Annotated in this window: 20 protein-coding genes and 2 pseudogenes; 21 read left to right on the top strand and 1 reads right to left on the bottom strand. The window is 47.4% G+C overall.

Annotation, left to right across the window (positions count from 1 at the left end):
• The first annotated feature begins 34 nt into the window (after positions 1 to 34).
• From HP568_RS14740 to HP568_RS14705, 9 genes and pseudogenes are all read left to right on the top strand, one after another.
• Entirely contained in the window at positions 35 to 1,153 is a 1,119-nt protein-coding gene (locus HP568_RS14740; RefSeq protein ID WP_173629469.1) for a hypothetical protein, read from the top strand.
• A gap of 9 nt (positions 1,154 to 1,162) precedes the next feature.
• The gene (locus HP568_RS14735; RefSeq protein ID WP_007716588.1) at positions 1,163 to 1,378 is read left to right on the top strand and encodes an IDEAL domain-containing protein; all 216 of its coding nucleotides are present in this window, start codon (positions 1,163 to 1,165) and stop codon (positions 1,376 to 1,378) included.
• An 89-nt stretch (positions 1,379 to 1,467) separates the two neighbouring features.
• Positions 1,468 to 1,890, top strand: coding sequence for a DUF2487 family protein (locus tag HP568_RS14730; protein WP_173629468.1), 423 nt, complete (start codon positions 1,468 to 1,470; stop codon positions 1,888 to 1,890).
• A gap of 252 nt (positions 1,891 to 2,142) precedes the next feature.
• A complete protein-coding gene (locus HP568_RS14725; RefSeq protein ID WP_007716590.1) occupies positions 2,143 to 2,661 on the top strand; it encodes a Rieske (2Fe-2S) protein in 519 nt (172 codons plus the stop codon).
• A gap of 1 nt (position 2,662) precedes the next feature.
• On the top strand, positions 2,663 to 3,334 hold the full coding sequence (qcrB, locus tag HP568_RS14720) for a menaquinol-cytochrome c reductase cytochrome b subunit (RefSeq protein WP_012686173.1): 672 nt from the start codon (positions 2,663 to 2,665) through the stop codon (positions 3,332 to 3,334).
• A 28-nt stretch (positions 3,335 to 3,362) separates the two neighbouring features.
• Positions 3,363 to 3,827: pseudogene (locus HP568_RS30345) on the top strand (menaquinol-cytochrome c reductase cytochrome b/c subunit); the annotation flags it as partial.
• A pseudogene (locus tag HP568_RS30340) lies at positions 3,810 to 4,151 on the top strand (c-type cytochrome); the annotation flags it as partial. The pseudogenes HP568_RS30345 and HP568_RS30340, both read left to right, overlap by 18 nt.
• Before the next feature lie 79 nt (positions 4,152 to 4,230).
• Positions 4,231 to 4,830 carry a DUF1405 domain-containing protein gene (locus HP568_RS14710; protein WP_173629467.1) on the top strand — a complete coding sequence of 200 codons (600 nt, stop codon included), beginning with the start codon at positions 4,231 to 4,233 and terminating at the stop codon, positions 4,828 to 4,830.
• 48 nt (positions 4,831 to 4,878) lie between these two features.
• Positions 4,879 to 5,694, top strand: coding sequence for a sporulation protein YpjB (locus HP568_RS14705; RefSeq protein WP_048032658.1), 816 nt, complete (start codon positions 4,879 to 4,881; stop codon positions 5,692 to 5,694).
• 60 nt (positions 5,695 to 5,754) lie between these two features.
• On the opposite strand, the gene HP568_RS14700 is transcribed toward HP568_RS14705, so the two are convergent.
• Positions 5,755 to 6,612 (bottom strand): YitT family protein, encoded by an 858-nt coding sequence (locus HP568_RS14700; RefSeq protein WP_048032659.1) that lies wholly within the window; start codon positions 6,610 to 6,612, stop codon positions 5,755 to 5,757.
• 216 nt (positions 6,613 to 6,828) lie between these two features.
• Between HP568_RS14700 and HP568_RS14695 the strand changes: the two genes are divergently transcribed.
• From HP568_RS14695 to HP568_RS14640, 12 genes are all read left to right on the top strand, one after another.
• Positions 6,829 to 7,173, top strand: coding sequence for a nucleotide pyrophosphohydrolase (locus tag HP568_RS14695; RefSeq protein ID WP_173629466.1), 345 nt, complete (start codon positions 6,829 to 6,831; stop codon positions 7,171 to 7,173).
• Entirely contained in the window at positions 7,170 to 7,922 is a 753-nt protein-coding gene (dapB, locus tag HP568_RS14690; RefSeq protein ID WP_048032661.1) for a 4-hydroxy-tetrahydrodipicolinate reductase, read from the top strand. Before HP568_RS14695 ends, dapB begins: the two co-directional genes overlap by 4 nt.
• Positions 7,923 to 7,970: 48 nt before the next feature.
• The gene (locus HP568_RS14685; RefSeq protein ID WP_048032662.1) at positions 7,971 to 8,381 is read left to right on the top strand and encodes a methylglyoxal synthase; all 411 of its coding nucleotides are present in this window, start codon (positions 7,971 to 7,973) and stop codon (positions 8,379 to 8,381) included.
• The gene (gene bshB1, locus HP568_RS14680) at positions 8,378 to 9,073 is read left to right on the top strand and encodes a bacillithiol biosynthesis deacetylase BshB1 (RefSeq protein ID WP_173629465.1); all 696 of its coding nucleotides are present in this window, start codon (positions 8,378 to 8,380) and stop codon (positions 9,071 to 9,073) included. The genes HP568_RS14685 and bshB1 overlap by 4 nt, the downstream gene beginning before the upstream one ends.
• Positions 9,074 to 9,089: 16 nt before the next feature.
• Positions 9,090 to 10,232 (top strand): N-acetyl-alpha-D-glucosaminyl L-malate synthase BshA, encoded by a 1,143-nt coding sequence (gene bshA, locus HP568_RS14675; protein WP_173629464.1) that lies wholly within the window; start codon positions 9,090 to 9,092, stop codon positions 10,230 to 10,232.
• A 128-nt stretch (positions 10,233 to 10,360) separates the two neighbouring features.
• On the top strand, positions 10,361 to 11,584 hold the full coding sequence (locus HP568_RS14670; protein ID WP_173629463.1) for a CCA tRNA nucleotidyltransferase: 1,224 nt from the start codon (positions 10,361 to 10,363) through the stop codon (positions 11,582 to 11,584).
• On the top strand, positions 11,574 to 12,557 hold the full coding sequence (locus HP568_RS14665) for a biotin--[acetyl-CoA-carboxylase] ligase (RefSeq protein WP_173629462.1): 984 nt from the start codon (positions 11,574 to 11,576) through the stop codon (positions 12,555 to 12,557). Before HP568_RS14670 ends, HP568_RS14665 begins: the two co-directional genes overlap by 11 nt.
• 260 nt (positions 12,558 to 12,817) lie before the next feature.
• The gene (gene panB / locus HP568_RS14660) at positions 12,818 to 13,675 is read left to right on the top strand and encodes a 3-methyl-2-oxobutanoate hydroxymethyltransferase (RefSeq protein ID WP_173629461.1); all 858 of its coding nucleotides are present in this window, start codon (positions 12,818 to 12,820) and stop codon (positions 13,673 to 13,675) included.
• 2 nt (positions 13,676 to 13,677) lie between these two features.
• The gene (gene panC, locus HP568_RS14655) at positions 13,678 to 14,544 is read left to right on the top strand and encodes a pantoate--beta-alanine ligase (protein WP_217366597.1); all 867 of its coding nucleotides are present in this window, start codon (positions 13,678 to 13,680) and stop codon (positions 14,542 to 14,544) included.
• Between the two features lie 20 nt (positions 14,545 to 14,564).
• Positions 14,565 to 14,948, top strand: a complete 384-nt coding sequence (panD, locus tag HP568_RS14650; RefSeq protein ID WP_007723146.1) for an aspartate 1-decarboxylase — start codon at positions 14,565 to 14,567, stop codon at positions 14,946 to 14,948.
• 82 nt (positions 14,949 to 15,030) lie between these two features.
• Positions 15,031 to 16,440 (top strand): tetratricopeptide repeat protein, encoded by a 1,410-nt coding sequence (locus tag HP568_RS14645; protein WP_048032669.1) that lies wholly within the window; start codon positions 15,031 to 15,033, stop codon positions 16,438 to 16,440.
• A gap of 91 nt (positions 16,441 to 16,531) precedes the next feature.
• Positions 16,532 to 17,093: exonuclease domain-containing protein (locus tag HP568_RS14640; protein ID WP_173629460.1), on the top strand; the 562-nt coding region annotated here is incomplete at its 3' end.

Raw genomic sequence — 17,093 nt, 5'->3', positions numbered from 1 at the left:
GACAAGTAAGCCATCGTAAAGAAGGGATGCACAGATGAACTTGGCTGAGATCTTGGTGTACACCGATATCCGGCAGCTCCATCAGATTGCCAACCATTACGGATGCGAATGCAACCCTCATTCCAAAAACGAATTGATTACGTCGCTGTTGTCTAGCTTGAGGCACAGGTTGACAATCTCTCAAGAAGTTGAGCAGCTGAGCAGTGCAGAAACCCATTTTTTGCTCCAATTGTTCCTGGACAAGCGAACGGTCATGTCGCTTGAGGATTTGTTGGCGAAAGCCGGGGTGGCACTGGAGTGTGAAAAGGAAAAAAAGCAGGAGGAAGGACGGAAGTTTGTCGCAGCTGCAATGAAGCGAGGATGGATTTTTCCGGCGAAAAGTAAAACCGTAGGGCAGTATCAAATTCCGCTGGATATCCGTGAGCCGTACTTGCAAGCGTGGCTGACAAAGTGGCGTGAGTCAAACGCACTGCTTCATCCCGGTCCGCAAGCTTACAGGGATGAAGGAACAGCACTATGCGATGATATCATGCAATTTTTACAATTTCTTCAGCAGGAGCCAGTACCGCTCACCGCAGAAGGTGGCATGTACAAACGTCACCAGCAGCAGCTTTTTCAATTTTTGTACGTAAAAGAAGAGCCGCTATTGCCGCAAAAATGGCGCTTTGGGTACGGTCTGCATTTTGATTTATACCCTGACCGTTTTTCCTTGCTCTACGATTTCTGCTACTATCACCGATGGATTGTAGAAGTGGACGGCAAGGTAGCAGTAACGGATGCAGGGAGGGAGCGACTGGAGCAACCGTATAACGATCAATTGTACCATGATGTCATTCGCTTCTGGATGAGGCTGTACAAACGGGCTGTCCCGAACTTGCCGATGCTAGTTCAGCTCATTCCGTTGATTGCGTCGGGTGGCTGGGTAAGTCAGCAATCGCTGATGGACACGCTGCTCCATTGGATGAAAGAGTTTTACTACGATTCGCCTACAGATATATTGGTGAATCGGGTATGCAAAATGATGGTACATCTAGGATTGTTGCGCGTCGGCCAAGACGAACAGGGGCAGTGGTTATATACCGCAACGTATGCGAGCCAGACTTGGCTTCGAAAATACAATGGTTTTACCGAAACGACTATTTTATTGAAGTGAGGGATGGGTATGGAGTGGCCGAATTTCTATTCCAACGCGTACGGAACGAACAATCAAATGGTTTCCGGTTTGTTATCTGAAATGGTGATCGACGAGCAAATGCGTCAATACCGCAAGCGCACGTTAATCCAGGAGATTGATGAGGCACTTGCATCAAAAAACAAAGAGCTGTTTTTGCGCTTAACAGACGAATTAAAAGAAATCATGGCTTACGAGCAAGCCTAAATACATAATCGTCTGCGTTATTGCGAGTCTCCAACCATTCATGGTACGCTTATTTCCAGAAATGAACAAGGAAATGAGGAGACGGCTCTATGCAGTGGAACTTGAATGATTTTGAAAACTGGGAGGAGTTGCGGTCCTTTGTGGATACCGCGCTGCTCCCTCTTTATTTGTACAACTCGGACAGAAAAGTAGAAGAGCATGTTGTACGCATGAACTACTTATTAAATGTAGCGGCCGGGATTGAGCAGCGACTCAAGGGACGCGTGCTGCTATTTCCGTTAAGCTATCAAATCGGAGAAGCGCAGCTAGATCAACGAACGCCGGCGGAATTCCCCTATAAAGTACTGCTTCATTTTCGCGGAGAACAGATTCAATTAAAGGAGCGAGCGGAAGAAGGTGTGCTGACCTTATTGGTAGGGGATGAAGACCTGGAATCTTCTTTGCGTTTTGAAGTGACTGTGGATGTGCTGTACAAAGAGGTCATCAAGCTGTGGCAAAACGGGCAGGGATAGTCATTTTGACATAGAAAAGAGACGCAATAGAGAAAGCGTTTTCCGGTAATACTACAGAAAAATGGGTGGGGCAAGGTCTTAAATTTGACAATCTGGCAACAATATCCTGTCACACATCGTTTGGGTAAAGACATGTCCACTGGACATTCTTGACATCTTTATAGGCGTTAGCTATGATTGGGATTGACCTAGTGTATATGTATGAAAATGCCATCGTAGCGCTATTTTACAGGATAAGGAGGGAAAAAAGATATGGGAGACAAACGCGAAATTTCCAGGCGTACATTTTTGAACTACGCCCTGATGGGAACTGGCGGATTCCTTGCTGCGGGAATGATCACCCCAATGATTCGTTTTGCGGTAGACCCCCTTCTGCAAGGACATGCAGGTGGAGATAAAGTAGCTGTCGGCAGTCCGGATGAGTTTAGTGCCGTGCCAAAACGCGTAGAATTCAAAGTCCATACCAAGGACGGTTGGTATGAATCAGAATCTACACTTACTGCATGGGTTACCAAGAACGACAAGGGTGAGATTCTTGCTCTGTCCCCGATCTGTAAGCACTTAGGGTGTACGGTTGACTGGGGAACTGGCCCAGGACAACCAAATGAGTACTTCTGTCCATGCCACATGGGTCGTTATTCGATCAATGGCGAGCACATTTTGGGAACGCCACCGACGGCTTCTCTTGATGAGTATGAGACAGAAGTCAAAGATGGAAAATTGTATTTAGGTAAAGTAAAAGCAAATCCTCGTCCGGGGGTGAACGGCTAAAATGATGCAAAAAATGTATGATTGGGTCGACGAGCGCTTAAACATCACTCCGATGTGGCGTGACTTGGCTGACCACGAAGTACCTGAGCACGTGAACCCGGCACATCATTTTTCAGCTTTTGTTTACTGCTTTGGTGGACTTACGTTCTTTATTACCGTTATTCAAATCTTGTCTGGTATGTTCTTGACGATGTACTATGTACCAGACGTTATCAATGCTTACGAATCCGTTAAGTACCTCCAGAACGAAGTAGCGTTCGGGGTAATCGTACGCGGTATGCATCACTGGGGTGCCAGCTTGGTAATCGTGATGATGTTCCTACATACTCTGCGTGTATTCTTTACAGGTGCATACAAAAAGCCGCGTGAATTGAACTGGGTAGTCGGCGTACTGATTTTCTTCGTTATGCTGGGCCTCGGTTTCACAGGTTATCTCTTGCCTTGGGATAACACCGCATACTTTGCGACCAAAGTAGGTGTGCAGATCGCTGACTCTGTACCTTTCATCGGACCATATGTGAAAACTTTGCTCACAGGCGGAGACATTCTAGGGGCACAAACCCTTACCCGTTTCTTCGCGATTCACGTGTTCTTCCTCCCAGGCGCACTGCTTGGTCTGTTGGGAGCTCACTTTGTTATGATCCGTTCGCAAGGTATCTCGGGTCCACTATAATCGGTCTTCGAAAAAAGGAGGAAATAGCATGGCAAAACAAGATAAAGATGCTACCTTCGTCGGAGATTCCCGAGTATCGGCGAAGCGTATTCCAAACATTTCTCCATCCTACTCCGACTTTCCAGGTAAAAACGAGCCGTTTTGGCCAAACTTCCTGTTGAAAGAGTGGATGGTGGCAGCCGTTTGCTTGGTTGGTTTCCTTGTGTTAACGGTTTCACATCCGTCGCCGTTAACTGACAAAGCAAACCCGAATGATACTTCATTCATTCCGTTGCCAGACTGGTACTTCTTGTTCCTGTATCAAATGCTGAAATATCCTTGGGCTGCAGGGGATTGGGTCGTACTCGGTACCGTTGTCGTACCAGGTATCGCATTTGGTGCACTGATGTTGGCGCCTTGGTTGGATACCAGCAAAGAGCGTCGTCCTAGCAAACGTCCAGTTGCTACAGGTTTGATGCTGACTGCGCTCGTTGGTATTTTCTACCTGACTTGGGCAGCGAACCATGAATATCATCTAGCTCACCCAGATAAAGGGAAAGGAACTGGTGGCAAACAAGGATCTAGTGCAACTGCACCTGCTCCGGCTGACACCAGCTTTACAGCAGATGCGCTTTGGAAAGCGCAAACAAGCTGTATGGGATGCCATGGTAAAAACATGGAGGGTGGCATGGGTCCAAACCTCCAGAAAATCGGTGCAACTTTGGATGCAGCCAAGATTACTGATGTCATCAAGAACGGTAAAGGCGCAATGCCAGGCGGTATGATCAAAGATGATGCAGAAATCGCAAAGCTAGCTGAATACATGGCTGGCTTGAAATAAGCTAATAGGGGAAAAGCTGGCTGGTAATGCGGTCAGCTTTTTCGTTAGCGGCGTACACAGCGGGAGACGATTATAGATGATCTGGATATGGGAGTGGTTTCGGCAATCTTTGGGCAAAAGGTGGTTTCTTTGGACGCTGTTCTTCGTCAACTTTTTGGGAACCATATATGGATTTATCTGGTATGGTAACCAATTGGCTGAGACACCAGCATATTTAATTCCTTTTGTCCCGGACAGCCCGACAGGTAGCGGACTTTTTTCGCTTGTACTCCTTACCTATTTGTTGGGTCGCCACATTCCTGTACTGGAAGCTTTGGCTGGCATCACCAATTTTAAGTATGGTGTCTGGGCCGTTTGCATTATCGTGGCTGGTTGGTTGATGGGCAATGAAGTGCGTTGGACAGACGTGATGCTGATCATTTCCCACAGCGGCATGGCTGTGGAATCTGTTTTATATGCGCGTTTTTACAAGCTAAGTCTTCTGCCGGTGGGAATCGCTGCGCTGTGGACACTGAATAATGATTTTCTCGATTACGTCATGGACATCCATCCGTGGCTGCCGAGTGTACTGGATCCATATGAGGGCTTCGTTGGATTGTTTACGGTTCTTCTCAGTCTGATCTCGATCTCGGTGATCTGGTGGGTGAATATGAAGTATACGACAAATAAGGTCTAATCTTGTCCTCCTTTCCATAGGCTGTACTAGGGAAGGAGGTTATTTGCGTTGAAGAAAAACATCCGGTTTTTATCATTCTTTCTCATGATCGGGTTGTTCTTGTCGTGGCCCATTCATAATTTGTATTCGAAGCTGAATCAACCGATAGAAGAAAAGCAATTGGCAGCATTGGACCAAATTGCGCATGAGTTACTGACGTATGCAAAAAAGGGAGATCTTGAAGGGGCAGAACAGCGCATTGTACAGCTCGCAGAACGATTCCCGAACCAGCATTTGCCCAATCCGATCCGAATTGAGAGTCTGAATGCAGTGACACAGTCCATACTGGCAGCCAAGCAAAGCTTTGCTTCCGCAAACGCAAGTGAACAGCAATTGCTGTGGCATGCCACGCGGGTCCGTATCGCCATAGACGCACTGACGCATGATCACCAGCCGATGTGGCGTAGCTACTATCCTTCGCTCGTCACACAGGTTCAAAACCTGCAGCTAACGGCTGTTGAGCGGAATTTTAGCCAGTTTCGCGAACAGTTCGATGAAAATTACCGATTATTTTTGGCGATTAAACCTGGAATGAGTATTCAGCTTCCAGAGGGGCAAATGTCCTCGATTACGGTGGCGTACGATATCATATCCAAAGAGATGCGAAACAGCCAGGTAGATTGGCAGTTGGTACGAGAGGCGTTGCGAGAACTGAACAGCTCTTTTCAAGTGGCTTTTGTGGGAGAAGAAAAGAGTACATTTGCTCGTCTAATGATGCGGCCAGATTCACCTATTGTCATTCTCGCATCGATTTCGATTGCTTTGATCATGGCCTTGTCTTATGTGGCGTGGAAGAAATATGATGGAGAAATCCGTTCGACGTAATAGACACAAAAACCCCTTGCCTGTATAACAAGGCAAGGGGTTTTGTTGTGCAGCTTCGTGCTAATCGTGAAGCGGCTTCTTGTTTTCATCAAGGGTGAAGCCTTCTCCGAGAACTTCATGCACATCATTTACGATGACAAAAGCATGCGGATCAATTTCTTGCACAATGGTTTTAAAACGCATGACTTCGTTTCGGCTGACAACGACATAGATGACTTTCTTTTCATCGCCAGAGTAGGCACCTTTACCGGCTAAGAGTGTCACGCCACGGCCTACATCGAGAATTTGCTTGGCGATGCTATCTGCTTCGTTGGAAATGATCGTCAATGCTTTTCCTGCATAAGCACCATCTTGGAAAAAGTCGATGACACGTGCTGCAATAAAGACGACGACGAGGGTATACATAGCGCTTTCCAGATTCAAATAGACGAGGGACGCCCCAATGACCAAGATGTCTCCAAAAAACAACGTCCTTCCCATACTGATACCCATGTATTTCTGAAGCAGTCTGGCAATGATGTCCACACCGCCGGTCGTCCCGCCGTATCGGAAAATAATCCCTAAACCGACACCAACCGCTACCCCGGCATACAGAGAAGCAAGCAAGCGATCTTTCATCGGCAGCGGAAGCACACCATCAAATAAGGATAAAAAGACGGAGAGAGAAACCGTTCCCAAAATCGTGTAGAAAAAAGAAGTTCGTCCAAGAATTTTCCAGCCCAAGAAAAATAACGGTATGTTCAGGACAAAGAAGACGATTCCCTGATCGACAACAGGAACTAACAGCTTGATCAAAATGCTGATACCAGTAATACCGCCCTCAGCTAGATGGTTGGGAATGTTGAACGCGTTAATACCAAATCCCATAATGGCAGAACCGATGATAATGGCAATGATACTGTCAAGACGAATTTTCATATATCCTCCTGTTCGCCGGATCAGGAAACAGGCTTCCCCCCGGACGTGATGTGCAGGTAATACTTGTGTTACCTGAGGGCTATCCGAAAGCCATTATAAATGAACGCTCGTTTGATTGTCCATATGCTGGAAAGACGAAGTATTGTGATTTGGCAAACGAAGCCTTTTTTAGTACGATAGGTGACAGAGAGAAGAATGTGAAAAAGGAGTGGGCGGATGGAACGGCAAAAGACAATGCAAGAGATGCAGCAAGAAGTTGATCAATACATAGCGCAATTTAAAGAAGGATATTTTTCTCCGCTTTCGATGCTGGCTAGAATGACAGAAGAAGTAGGAGAATTAGCCAGAGAGATTAACCATTTTTATGGAGAAAAACCGAAGAAAAAGGATGAAGGCGAAAAAACAGTAGAGGAAGAGCTGGGAGACGTACTCTTCATCGTGATTTGTTTCGCAAACTCACTCGGAATTGATTTGCAGGAAGCGTTTGATCGTATTATGCACAAGTTTAATACTCGCGATAAAGATCGCTGGACGAGAATAGAGGAGAACGAGCAAGCATGACTAAACAAATTCGTGTAGCAGTTGCAGGCGCAAATGGTCGGATGGGGCAAGAAGTAGTGAAAATGCTGGCGCAGGATTCCGCACTCGTTTTTACAGGCAATCTGGATACGCGCGTGAGTGAAGAAGAAATCAATCAACAACTGGACGAAATGAAGCCGGATGTTCTGGTAGACTTTACGACACCGCATACGGTTTATCGTCATATGGAGCTGTGTTTAGCTCGTGGTGTAAGACCAGTCGTCGGAACAACGGGGCTGACAACAGAGCAACTACAAGAGATGACTGAGCGCTATAAAGAAGCGGGACTGGGTGCCATCATTGCGCCGAATTTTGCGATCGGCGCGATTCTATGTATGAAGTTTTCCGCAATGGCAGCAAAATATATGCCGCATGTGGAAATTATCGAGCTGCATCATGACCGCAAGCTGGATGCGCCAAGCGGAACCGCTTTGAAGACGGCGGAGATGATTGCAGCCGTTCGGGAAGAGCTCAAGCAAGGGCACCCTGAAGAGGTAGAAACGATTCCAGGCGCTCGCGGAGCAGATTACGAAGGCTTCCGAATTCACAGTGTCCGTCTGCCAGGCATGGTTGCTCATCAGGAGGTTTTGTTTGGTGCAACAGGCCAAACGCTGTCGATTCGCCATGATTCGATTAACCGGGAATCTTTCATGCCAGGTGTGAATATGGCCATTAAAGCCGTAATGAATATGAACGGATTGATTTACGGATTGGAACATTTGATTGATTAAACGTTTGATTAACATACACGATACCCAGCCATAAAGGGAGAGGTTTTCTTGAAAATTGCATTGATTGCCCATGATCGAATGAAAGAACAGATTGTGCATCTAGCTATGGCCTATGAATCCATTTTGGCAAAGCATGACCTGTATGCCACAGGAACAACTGGGTCGCGAATCATGGAAGCTACGTCGCTGTCCCTAACCCGATTTCTGTCAGGGCCATTAGGAGGCGATCAACAAATCGGTGCGATGATCGCCCGCAATGAGATGGATTTGATTATCTTTTTGCGTGATCCGCTTACCTCTCAACCACATGAGCCTGATATTATCGCACTGCTTCGACTATGTGATGTGCACAAAATACCGTTTGCGACCAATCTCGGTTCGGCAGAAATCATGCTGAAGGCTTTGGAGCTGGGACAACTAGATTGGCGCGAAGTGGTGCATGAGGAGAATGAAGCATGAGTTCACTCGATATTTTGGCAATCGGCGCTCATCCTGACGATGTTGAGATCGGTGCGGCAGGCAGCCTGATCTTGGCAGCTAAACAGGGGAAGCGCGTGGGGATTCTCGACTTGACCTATGCCGAATTGTCTTCGAATGGAACGGTTGAAAGAAGGCAGCAAGAAGCGACTAGAGCTGACCAGGTGATGGGAGTGGCTGCTCGCTATAATTTTGGCCTACCTGATCGCGGCTTGGAAGCTGTCAGGGAAAGTGCGATTGAACGTGTCGTAAAGCTCATTCGCGAAACTCGTCCAGCCATTGTGCTTGCACCTTATTACGCGGATCGTCATCCAGATCACGAAAGTGTAAGTGGCATCGTTCGAGAGGCGGTGTTTAATGCGGGCATCCGCAAGTATTTGCCAGAGCCTTCTGTGCCTGCCTATCGACCATCGCAATTCCTTTACTATTTTATTAATTCCACTGTCACGCCTCAGGTTGTCGTGGATATCACTGCTGTTTATCCGCAAAAAATGGAGGCGCTGCGTTGCTACCGCAGTCAGTTTGAACTAGAAGAAGGCAGCGTTCAAACACCGCTTACCAACGGATATCTGGAGTCTGTCGAGTATCGAGAGCGACTGTTTGGTCAGCAGGCTGGTGTAGCTTACGCAGAAGGATTTGTCAGTGCAGCTCCGTATGTATTAAAGAGCTTGTGAGAAGGAGTGACACTGTATGAAGATCGGGATTACTTGCTATCCGTCATTGGGCGGATCGGGCGTAGTAGCTACGGAGCTTGGCAAGCTATTGGCTGAGCGAGGACATCAAGTCCATTTCATTACAGGTGGAATGCCATTTCGCTTGGGCGCGTTTCACCCAAACATTTTTTATCATGAAGTAGAAGTGAACAACTATGATGTTTTTAAATATCCACCCTATGATTTGACCTTGGCGAACCGAATGGCGCAAGTGGCGAAAAATGAAAACCTGGACTTATTACATGTGCATTATGCTGTGCCACATGCGTTGTGTGCGTTCCTCGCCAAGCAAATGGTAGGGGATCATTTGAAAATTGTGACCACCTTGCACGGGACGGATATTACTGTTCTGGGCTATGACTCGAACTTGAGTGATATGATCCGCTTCGGCATTGAGCGAAGCGATTTGGTCACAGCGGTGTCTAATGATTTGATCAGGCAGACGAAAGAGCTGCTGCATACAGAAAAAGAAATTGTCCCTGTGTACAACTTCGTAGACAAGCGGCGTTACTACCCGAAAGAGGTTGCGAAGCTGAAAAAGGTATTTGCACCGAATGGTGAAAAAATTCTTATGCACATTTCTAATTTCCGTCCGGTCAAACGTGTGCCGGATGTGATTGAAATATTTTCGCGCGTACGTGAAGAAGTGCCTTCCAGACTGATTCTCATTGGAGAAGGTCCCGAAATGGGGCTGGTCCGCAAGATGATCGCTGAGCTCGGTCTGAACGACGATGTTTGCTTCCTCGGCAAGCAGGAAGACGTCGCAGAGGTATTGTCGATGGCAGACATCATGCTGCTTCCATCAGAAAAGGAGAGCTTCGGTCTCGTCGCATTGGAAGCAATGGCTTGCGGTGTGCCTGTCGTCGCTACAGTGGCAGGAGGCTTGCCCGAAGTTGTCCTGGATGGTGTGAACGGTTTCTTGCGCCCAATTGGGGACGTGGAAGGTATGGCGAAAGAAACAATTCGTCTCTTGCAAAACGAAGAGCTATACCGCGAATTCTCCGCGAATAGCATCGAGCGATCCTGCAAAACGTTTTGTCACGAAACGATTGCCTCTCAGTATGAAGCACTTTACACCAACTTGCTGGCAAGCAAAACCGAAGGAAACCTAAGCTTTTGAACGTAAGATGGAGCTTTTGGCTAGCTGATGTACCTTGGATATAAAAATAAACAATCCATATAAAACTCTCATGAAAAACGCCTCCTTGTGTAGATCAGGCGGAGCAAACCAGAAAGGGGGGAATTGGATTGGCGATAGAATTGGCAAAGCGTGTTCTCGACAAATTGGAGGAACATGGCTTCGAAGCTTACTATGTGGGTGGTTGCGTCCGCGATTGGCTTTTACAACGACCTGTTCATGATATAGATATATGTACGAATGCCCATCCCGGCGACGTCATCCGATTGTTTCCCGATCATGTCCCGACTGGTCTGAAACACGGTACTGTGTCTGTAAAAGTCGAGGGGCAAATGTTCGAAGTAACCACGTTTCGGACGGAAGGAAAATATGAAGATTACCGTCGACCCGCTGAGGTTCAGTTCGTTTCAGAACTTCGGCTCGATCTGGAGCGACGAGATTTTACGATGAACGCAATGGCGATGGATCGTCATCAAGTATTGCATGACCCGTTCGGTGGTCGAGAGGATATGGAGCATCGGCTGGTTCGGGCTGTAGGCATTCCGCTAGAGAGATTTCAGGAGGATGCCCTTCGGCTTTTACGAGGTGTGCGCTTTGCTTCCCAGTTAGGTTTTGCGATAGAAGAACAGACCATGCTTGCGATGAAACAGACTGCGCCTTTGTTAGCTCATATTGCTGTGGAGCGCATCAGGGAAGAGCTGAATAAAACGCTCGACAGTAAAGCCCCAGAGGTAGGTTGTCAGTTGTTGAATGAAACGAGGCTCATGGCTTATGCCCCCGAGGTAGAAAAACTGTTCGTCCTCTCAAATGAGCATGTCTGGCGGCTGCATCATTTGCAAACCGTGACGCAAAAATGGTCGTTGCTATTGTTTGCGGCGAAATATTCACCTGTGCAATCGCGTAAAGTATGCCAATTCCTCAAAATGTCCAAACGCGAAACAGAAGCAATTTGTTGCATGGTTGAACTTCTGATGCGATATCAGCCGCAATGGGATGCCCCTCAAGCGATCGAGTGGGGGCCACTGCTGCTTGAAGTCGGGTGGGACACGTGTAACGAGTTTTTCCTCTTGTTGCAAGCGTGTTGGTGGAAGGAGAGGCAGTCGTTTTCGATGCAAGCACTCCTCGATCAATACGAAAACATGCCTGTCAAAACCATCAAGGATTTGGCAATCACGGGGCTTGACCTGCAAGTAGCCACTCAGAAAAAGCCAGGCGAATGGATTGTCCGCGTCTTGGAATCGTTGCTTAGACAAACGGCTCTGCACGGTTTACCAAATACACCAGAAGCACTCGTCGAAGTTGCAAAGAAAGAGGTTGCACAAGATGAACATTAAGCAAGTCATTCTTCAAGCATTCCGTGATCAGCCAGGCAGTTTCATCTCTGGTGAAGAATTAAGCCAAACATGTGGTTGCTCTAGGACGGCGGTTTGGAAACATATTGAAGAGCTGCGCCGGGATGGTTATGAGGTGGAAGCGGTGCGCAAATCGGGGTATCGCCTGCTGGTTGCCCCTGATCGCTTGTCAGCAGCAGAAATCATGGCTGGACTGGAAACGAATCGGATCGGTCAAAATGTCATCGCTTACGATGAGGTGGTATCTACACAACCACTTGCACACGAGGCTGCGGCAAAAGGGGCAGTAGAAGGCACGATTGTGCTGGCAGAGCTGCAAACAGGCGGGAAAGGCAGACTCGGCCGTCCATGGCATTCTCCGAAAGGAACGGGGATCTGGATGAGCTTGATCATCCGTCCTTCGATTCCGTTACCGAAGACACCTCAGATGACGTTACTAACGGCTGTTGCTGTAGCGAAAACGATCCGGGAAGAGACTGGGTTGCCTGTCAAAATCAAATGGCCGAACGATATTTTTATCGGTGACAAAAAAGTATGCGGGATTTTGACAGAACTTAATGCTGAATCTGATCGGGTCAATTATTTAGTAATCGGAATAGGACTCAATGCCAATAGTGTCGAGTCTGATTTCCCACCTGAACTGGCACAGATTGTGACTTCGCTTCGAATTGAATCTGGTGAGCCACTTAAGCGTGTTTCGCTTATCCAGCGCCTCTGCCGAATTTTTGAAGAAGAGTACGACCACTATTTGCAGGCCGGCTTCGAGCGTGTAAAACAAGAGTGGGAGAATCATTCATACACCATTGGTAAATGGGTGACCCTCCAAACGATTTCACAACAGCTTGAAGGTCGTGCCGTTGGTTTGGATGAGGAAGGTGTACTCAAGGTAGAGGATCAGGAGGGACAGATCCACAAAGTTTATTCGGCTGATGTCAATTATCGTGCAAATGATTAAATCATTTGCTATACTCCAATTTGGAGGCTGTATCACCTCGTGAACGGTACTCCCGGAGTATTTTTGTATCTATCGTGTAATCTTAAATTAATACGTGTAAGGACAAAAATCTGCTCAGAGCCTGTGTGGACCGAGACAGAAGGAATCCGCTAACGCAAAATGTCTTTTTGACATGGACAACCTTCTCCCGATTGACGCGAGAAGGTTTTTTTATTCCTCACACGATCCACGGGCTTGAAGCGAAAGAGGAGCAATGAAAAATGGCACAAAACGACAGACCAATTACGACTTCGAGTATCCGCAAGAAAAAAGAAATGGGAACTCCGATTACTATGGTGACCGCCTATGACTATCCGTCAGCCAAATTAGTGGATGAAGCTGGCGCTGATATGATTCTGGTCGGTGATTCATTGGGAATGGTCGTACTCGGTTATGATTCCACCATCCCTGTTACGATGGAGGACATGCTACACCATACGAAAGCAGTAACGAGAGGAGCCAAGCGTGCCTTTGTCGTGGCGGACCTGCCTTTTCTCAGCTATCACGGAACAGTTGAGGAAGCGGTGAAAAACGCGGGCAGACTAATGCAAGAAGGGCTGGCCAAGGCGGTCAAAATGGAAGGAGGCCGTGAACTGGCCCCAATCATTACACGCTGTGTACAAGCAGGCATCCCTGTCGTTGGACATATTGGACTTACTCCGCAATCGGTACATCAATTAGGCGGTTACAAAGTACAAGGAAGAGATCTGGAGGCAGCCAAAAAATTGTTGGACGAAGCCCTTGCTATTCAAGAAGCGGGTGCATTCGCCATTGTGCTGGAATGTGTTCCGGAGGAGGTCGCAGGCATGATTGCAGACAAGCTGGACATTGCTGTGATCGGAATCGGAGCGGGTGCGACTTGTGATGGGCAAGTGCTGGTGTTCCATGATATGGTCGGCTACGCATCGGATATCACACCGAAATTCGTGAAGCGCTACGCAAACATCGGTGAAACAATCCGAGAAGCAGTGGAGACTTATAACAAAGAAGTTGAAGCAAGAAGCTTCCCGGGGCCAGAGCATGTCTTTCATGCCTCTGAAGAAACTATCAAGGAATTGTACGGGGGAGGAGTGAAGTAGTCATGATGCAAACAATGATGCAGCAAGTCTCCACAATCGCAGAGATGCGCGTTCATATAAAAGAAGCACATCGGCAAGGCAAAACGATCGGGATGGTACCGACCATGGGCTTTCTGCATGAAGGACATCTCAGCTTGGTGAAAGCTGCCCGTGAAGTGTGTGATTTGGTTGTGATGAGCATTTTCGTAAACCCGCTGCAATTTGGACCAAATGAAGACTTTGAACGTTATCCGCGCGATATTGAACGGGATAGCAAAATGGCGGAAGAAGCGGGTGTGGACCTCCTGTTTACTCCGGAAGTCAGCGAGATGTATCCGAAACCGATGTTGACCAACATTTCAGTGGCAAATGTGACGACTCCATTGTGTGGAGCCTCTCGTCCGGGTCATTTTGATGGCGTATCGACTGTCGTCAATAAATTGTTTCAAATTGTCCAGCCCGATTACGCCTTTTTTGGACAAAAGGATGCCCAGCAGGTAGCTGTTGTGACGCAAATGGTTCACGACTTGTCGATGCCCGTGCAAATCATTCCATGTCCGATTGTCCGCGAAGCGGATGGTCTTGCCCTGAGCTCTCGGAATGTATACTTGTCAGCGGATGAGCGAGCACAAGCACTCGTGCTATCACAGAGCCTGAAGCAAGCAGAAGCATGGCTAGGTGAGGGTATGGCCCTTTCTGCGATCAAGGATCGTATCATGCAAATGATTTCCGAAAAGCCCTTGGCTGATATTGATTATGTGGAAATTTTGAGCTACCCAGAACTTACACCAGTCGAGCAGAAAATGGCAGGTCAGACGATCCTCATTGCGCTAGCTGTTCGTTTTGGCAAAACACGTCTGATCGACAATACGATAACATCAATCAAGTAGAGATAAGGGAGGAATTTTTAGTGTTCCGCACCATGATGAAAGCAAAAATCCATCGCGCAACAGTAACTGAAGCAAACTTGAACTATGTTGGCAGTATTACCATCGACAAAAATTTGTTGGATGCACTGGATATTTTGCCAAATGAAAAAGTACAGATCGTTAATAACAACAACGGAGCTCGTCTGGAAACATACGTCATCGAAGGTGCTCCAGGCAGTGGTGTCATTTGCTTGAACGGAGCAGCTGCACGTCTCGTGCAAGAGGGCGATATCGTCATTATTATTGCCTATGCGATGATGACAGATGAAGAGGCAAGAACCTACAAGCCCCGTGTCGCCATCATGGATGAAAAAAATCAGATCAAAGAATTGATCGCAGAAGAAGTACACGCGACGATTCTGTAAGCGATTTGTCCGTTCCTGCATAGAGCCACCTGCCTTGTGAGACAATGAAAGTACTCATGCCTCATAGGGGGTGGCTTTTCTTGTGAAAATCGAGGACTGGTTTCATACGCTTCGTAACAAAGCGCAGACGATTGAAGAGAAGTGGCAGGGGGCTTCTGAACAAGAACGTCTTCAGCTCGCGGAACAATTGTTTCAATTGCGCCAAGTAAGTGATACAGTCGTAGACCTGTGGCTGCAATTCGAAGAAAAATTATCGAATGCAATTCGTAACATCAAGGAAATGGAAGGACAGCTTCCAGCGGAAGAAAAAAAGACGCATCAATCGAAGGTGAATTCAGAATCACCAAAAGCCGTTGAAACGAATCCATACGAGCCGATTTTTCGCCGTGGAGAAGGCTTTTATCATTTACGCATGTTCCAAGACGCGAAAAAGTGTTTTGCAGAATTAGTCCAAAAATCGCCAGACTGGGAAAGTGGACGCCTGTATTACGCCTACAGTCTCCTTTTGTGTGAGGAGAACGAATTAGCTTTTCGGGAATTCCGTCTTCTCGGCAGGACTGCAAGCTCACCTACCATTGTGGCTATCAGCTTTAATGCCATCGGGTGCATATTGGCAGAAGAGGAGCAATGGCTAGAGGCGACCCAAGCTTTTAAGACGTCTCTCGAGATCAAGCCAGAACAGGAAGAAGCCAAATATAACCTCGCGCTATGCTATTTAAGAGATGGCGACGCACAGGAAGCTTTGGACGAATTGGAGCCGTATCTAGAAAAAAACGAGCACGATTGGGAAGCGCAGATGCTATGGCTGCGTGCTGCCAAATTACTGCATACGATGGACCAGACGGTAGAATGGAGTCCACCGAAAGGCTTGCAACTGCCGACACGCGATTTGGACAGCGATACTCTTCAGGAAATGGCCTCCTTATACGAAACAGTGGGTAATTACCACCGGGCACAAATTTGCTATCATTTTTTGACGGAGCGTTCGCCAAAAGATGGGTGGACGTGGCATGGTTTGGCCTGGAATACGTGGCTCATTGCGGGTACGAAGCGCGCATTAACGCTCGTCAAAAAAGCGATCAGTCTTGCACCCGAAAATGACGACTTTCTTTTTAGTTATGGATGGATGCTGTTATTTGACGGAAGGGTAGAGGAAGCAATCAAAGCGTTTCGGATCATGCTGGAGAAAAACCGAGACAATCGCCTCGGACAATCCGGGATGATTTCCGCATACGAAAAGCTGGGGGATACACAAGAAGCAAAACGGTTGGCAAAGTATTTCCTGGAAGACGCTGAGCCATATGTACGTTCGTTAGGGTATTTTCATCTGGGAAGAATCGCAGTTGTGGAAGAAAATTGGCGCCTAGCTGAACAATATTTTCAACGGGCATTGCCATTCGCAGACCAGTTATGGGAAATCCCCATCTATCTACAATTGTGTGCAAGCAAGCTCGGTCAATCAGAAATGCAAACCGAGCTCGTACAGCCTTAAATGTACAGGAGAGCAGGAATATTTCCCATCGTTGCCGAATGTGAATGGGTGCGGATTGAATGTTTCCGCCCAGGTTACGAGGTGACAACGTTTGAATCGATTACTAGTTGTAGATTTTGAAACGACGGGAAGCCATCCACGCCAAGGTGACAGCATCATTCAGATTGGTGCCGTCGCAATCGATGACGGGCAGATTACCGAGAGTTTTTCCACCCTGATTCATCCGGGCCAGGATATTCCACCGTTTATTACCCAATTAACAGGGATTACCAATGAGATGGTTGCAGATGCTCCTTCCTTGGAAGAAGTGTTTCCAGATTTCTTGCGTTTATTGGACGGACGAGCTTTTGTTGCGCATAATGCAAGCTTTGATCTCCAATTTTTACAAGAAGCCCTGCTGAGCCAGGGCTATTATGCGTTTGACGGCTACGTGCTTGATACTGTGGAGCTATCCCGCGTTCTTTTGCCGATGCAAAATAGCTACAGACTCGGAGAACTGGCGTCTGAGCTGGAAATCGAGCACGATAATCCCCATCAAGCAGATAGCGATGCACTCGCAACGGCGCAGCTATTTCTTCACTTGCTCGATATTTTAAAGAGACTGCCGCTCGTGACGATCCAGCGCCTCCAGATGCTCGTCTCTTCGTTTCGCT

The organism is Brevibacillus sp. MS2.2, from assembly GCF_013284345.1.
Taxonomy (GTDB): Bacteria; Bacillota; Bacilli; order Brevibacillales; family Brevibacillaceae; genus Brevibacillus; species Brevibacillus brevis_C.
This window is presented reverse-complemented; position numbering and strand designations above follow the sequence as displayed.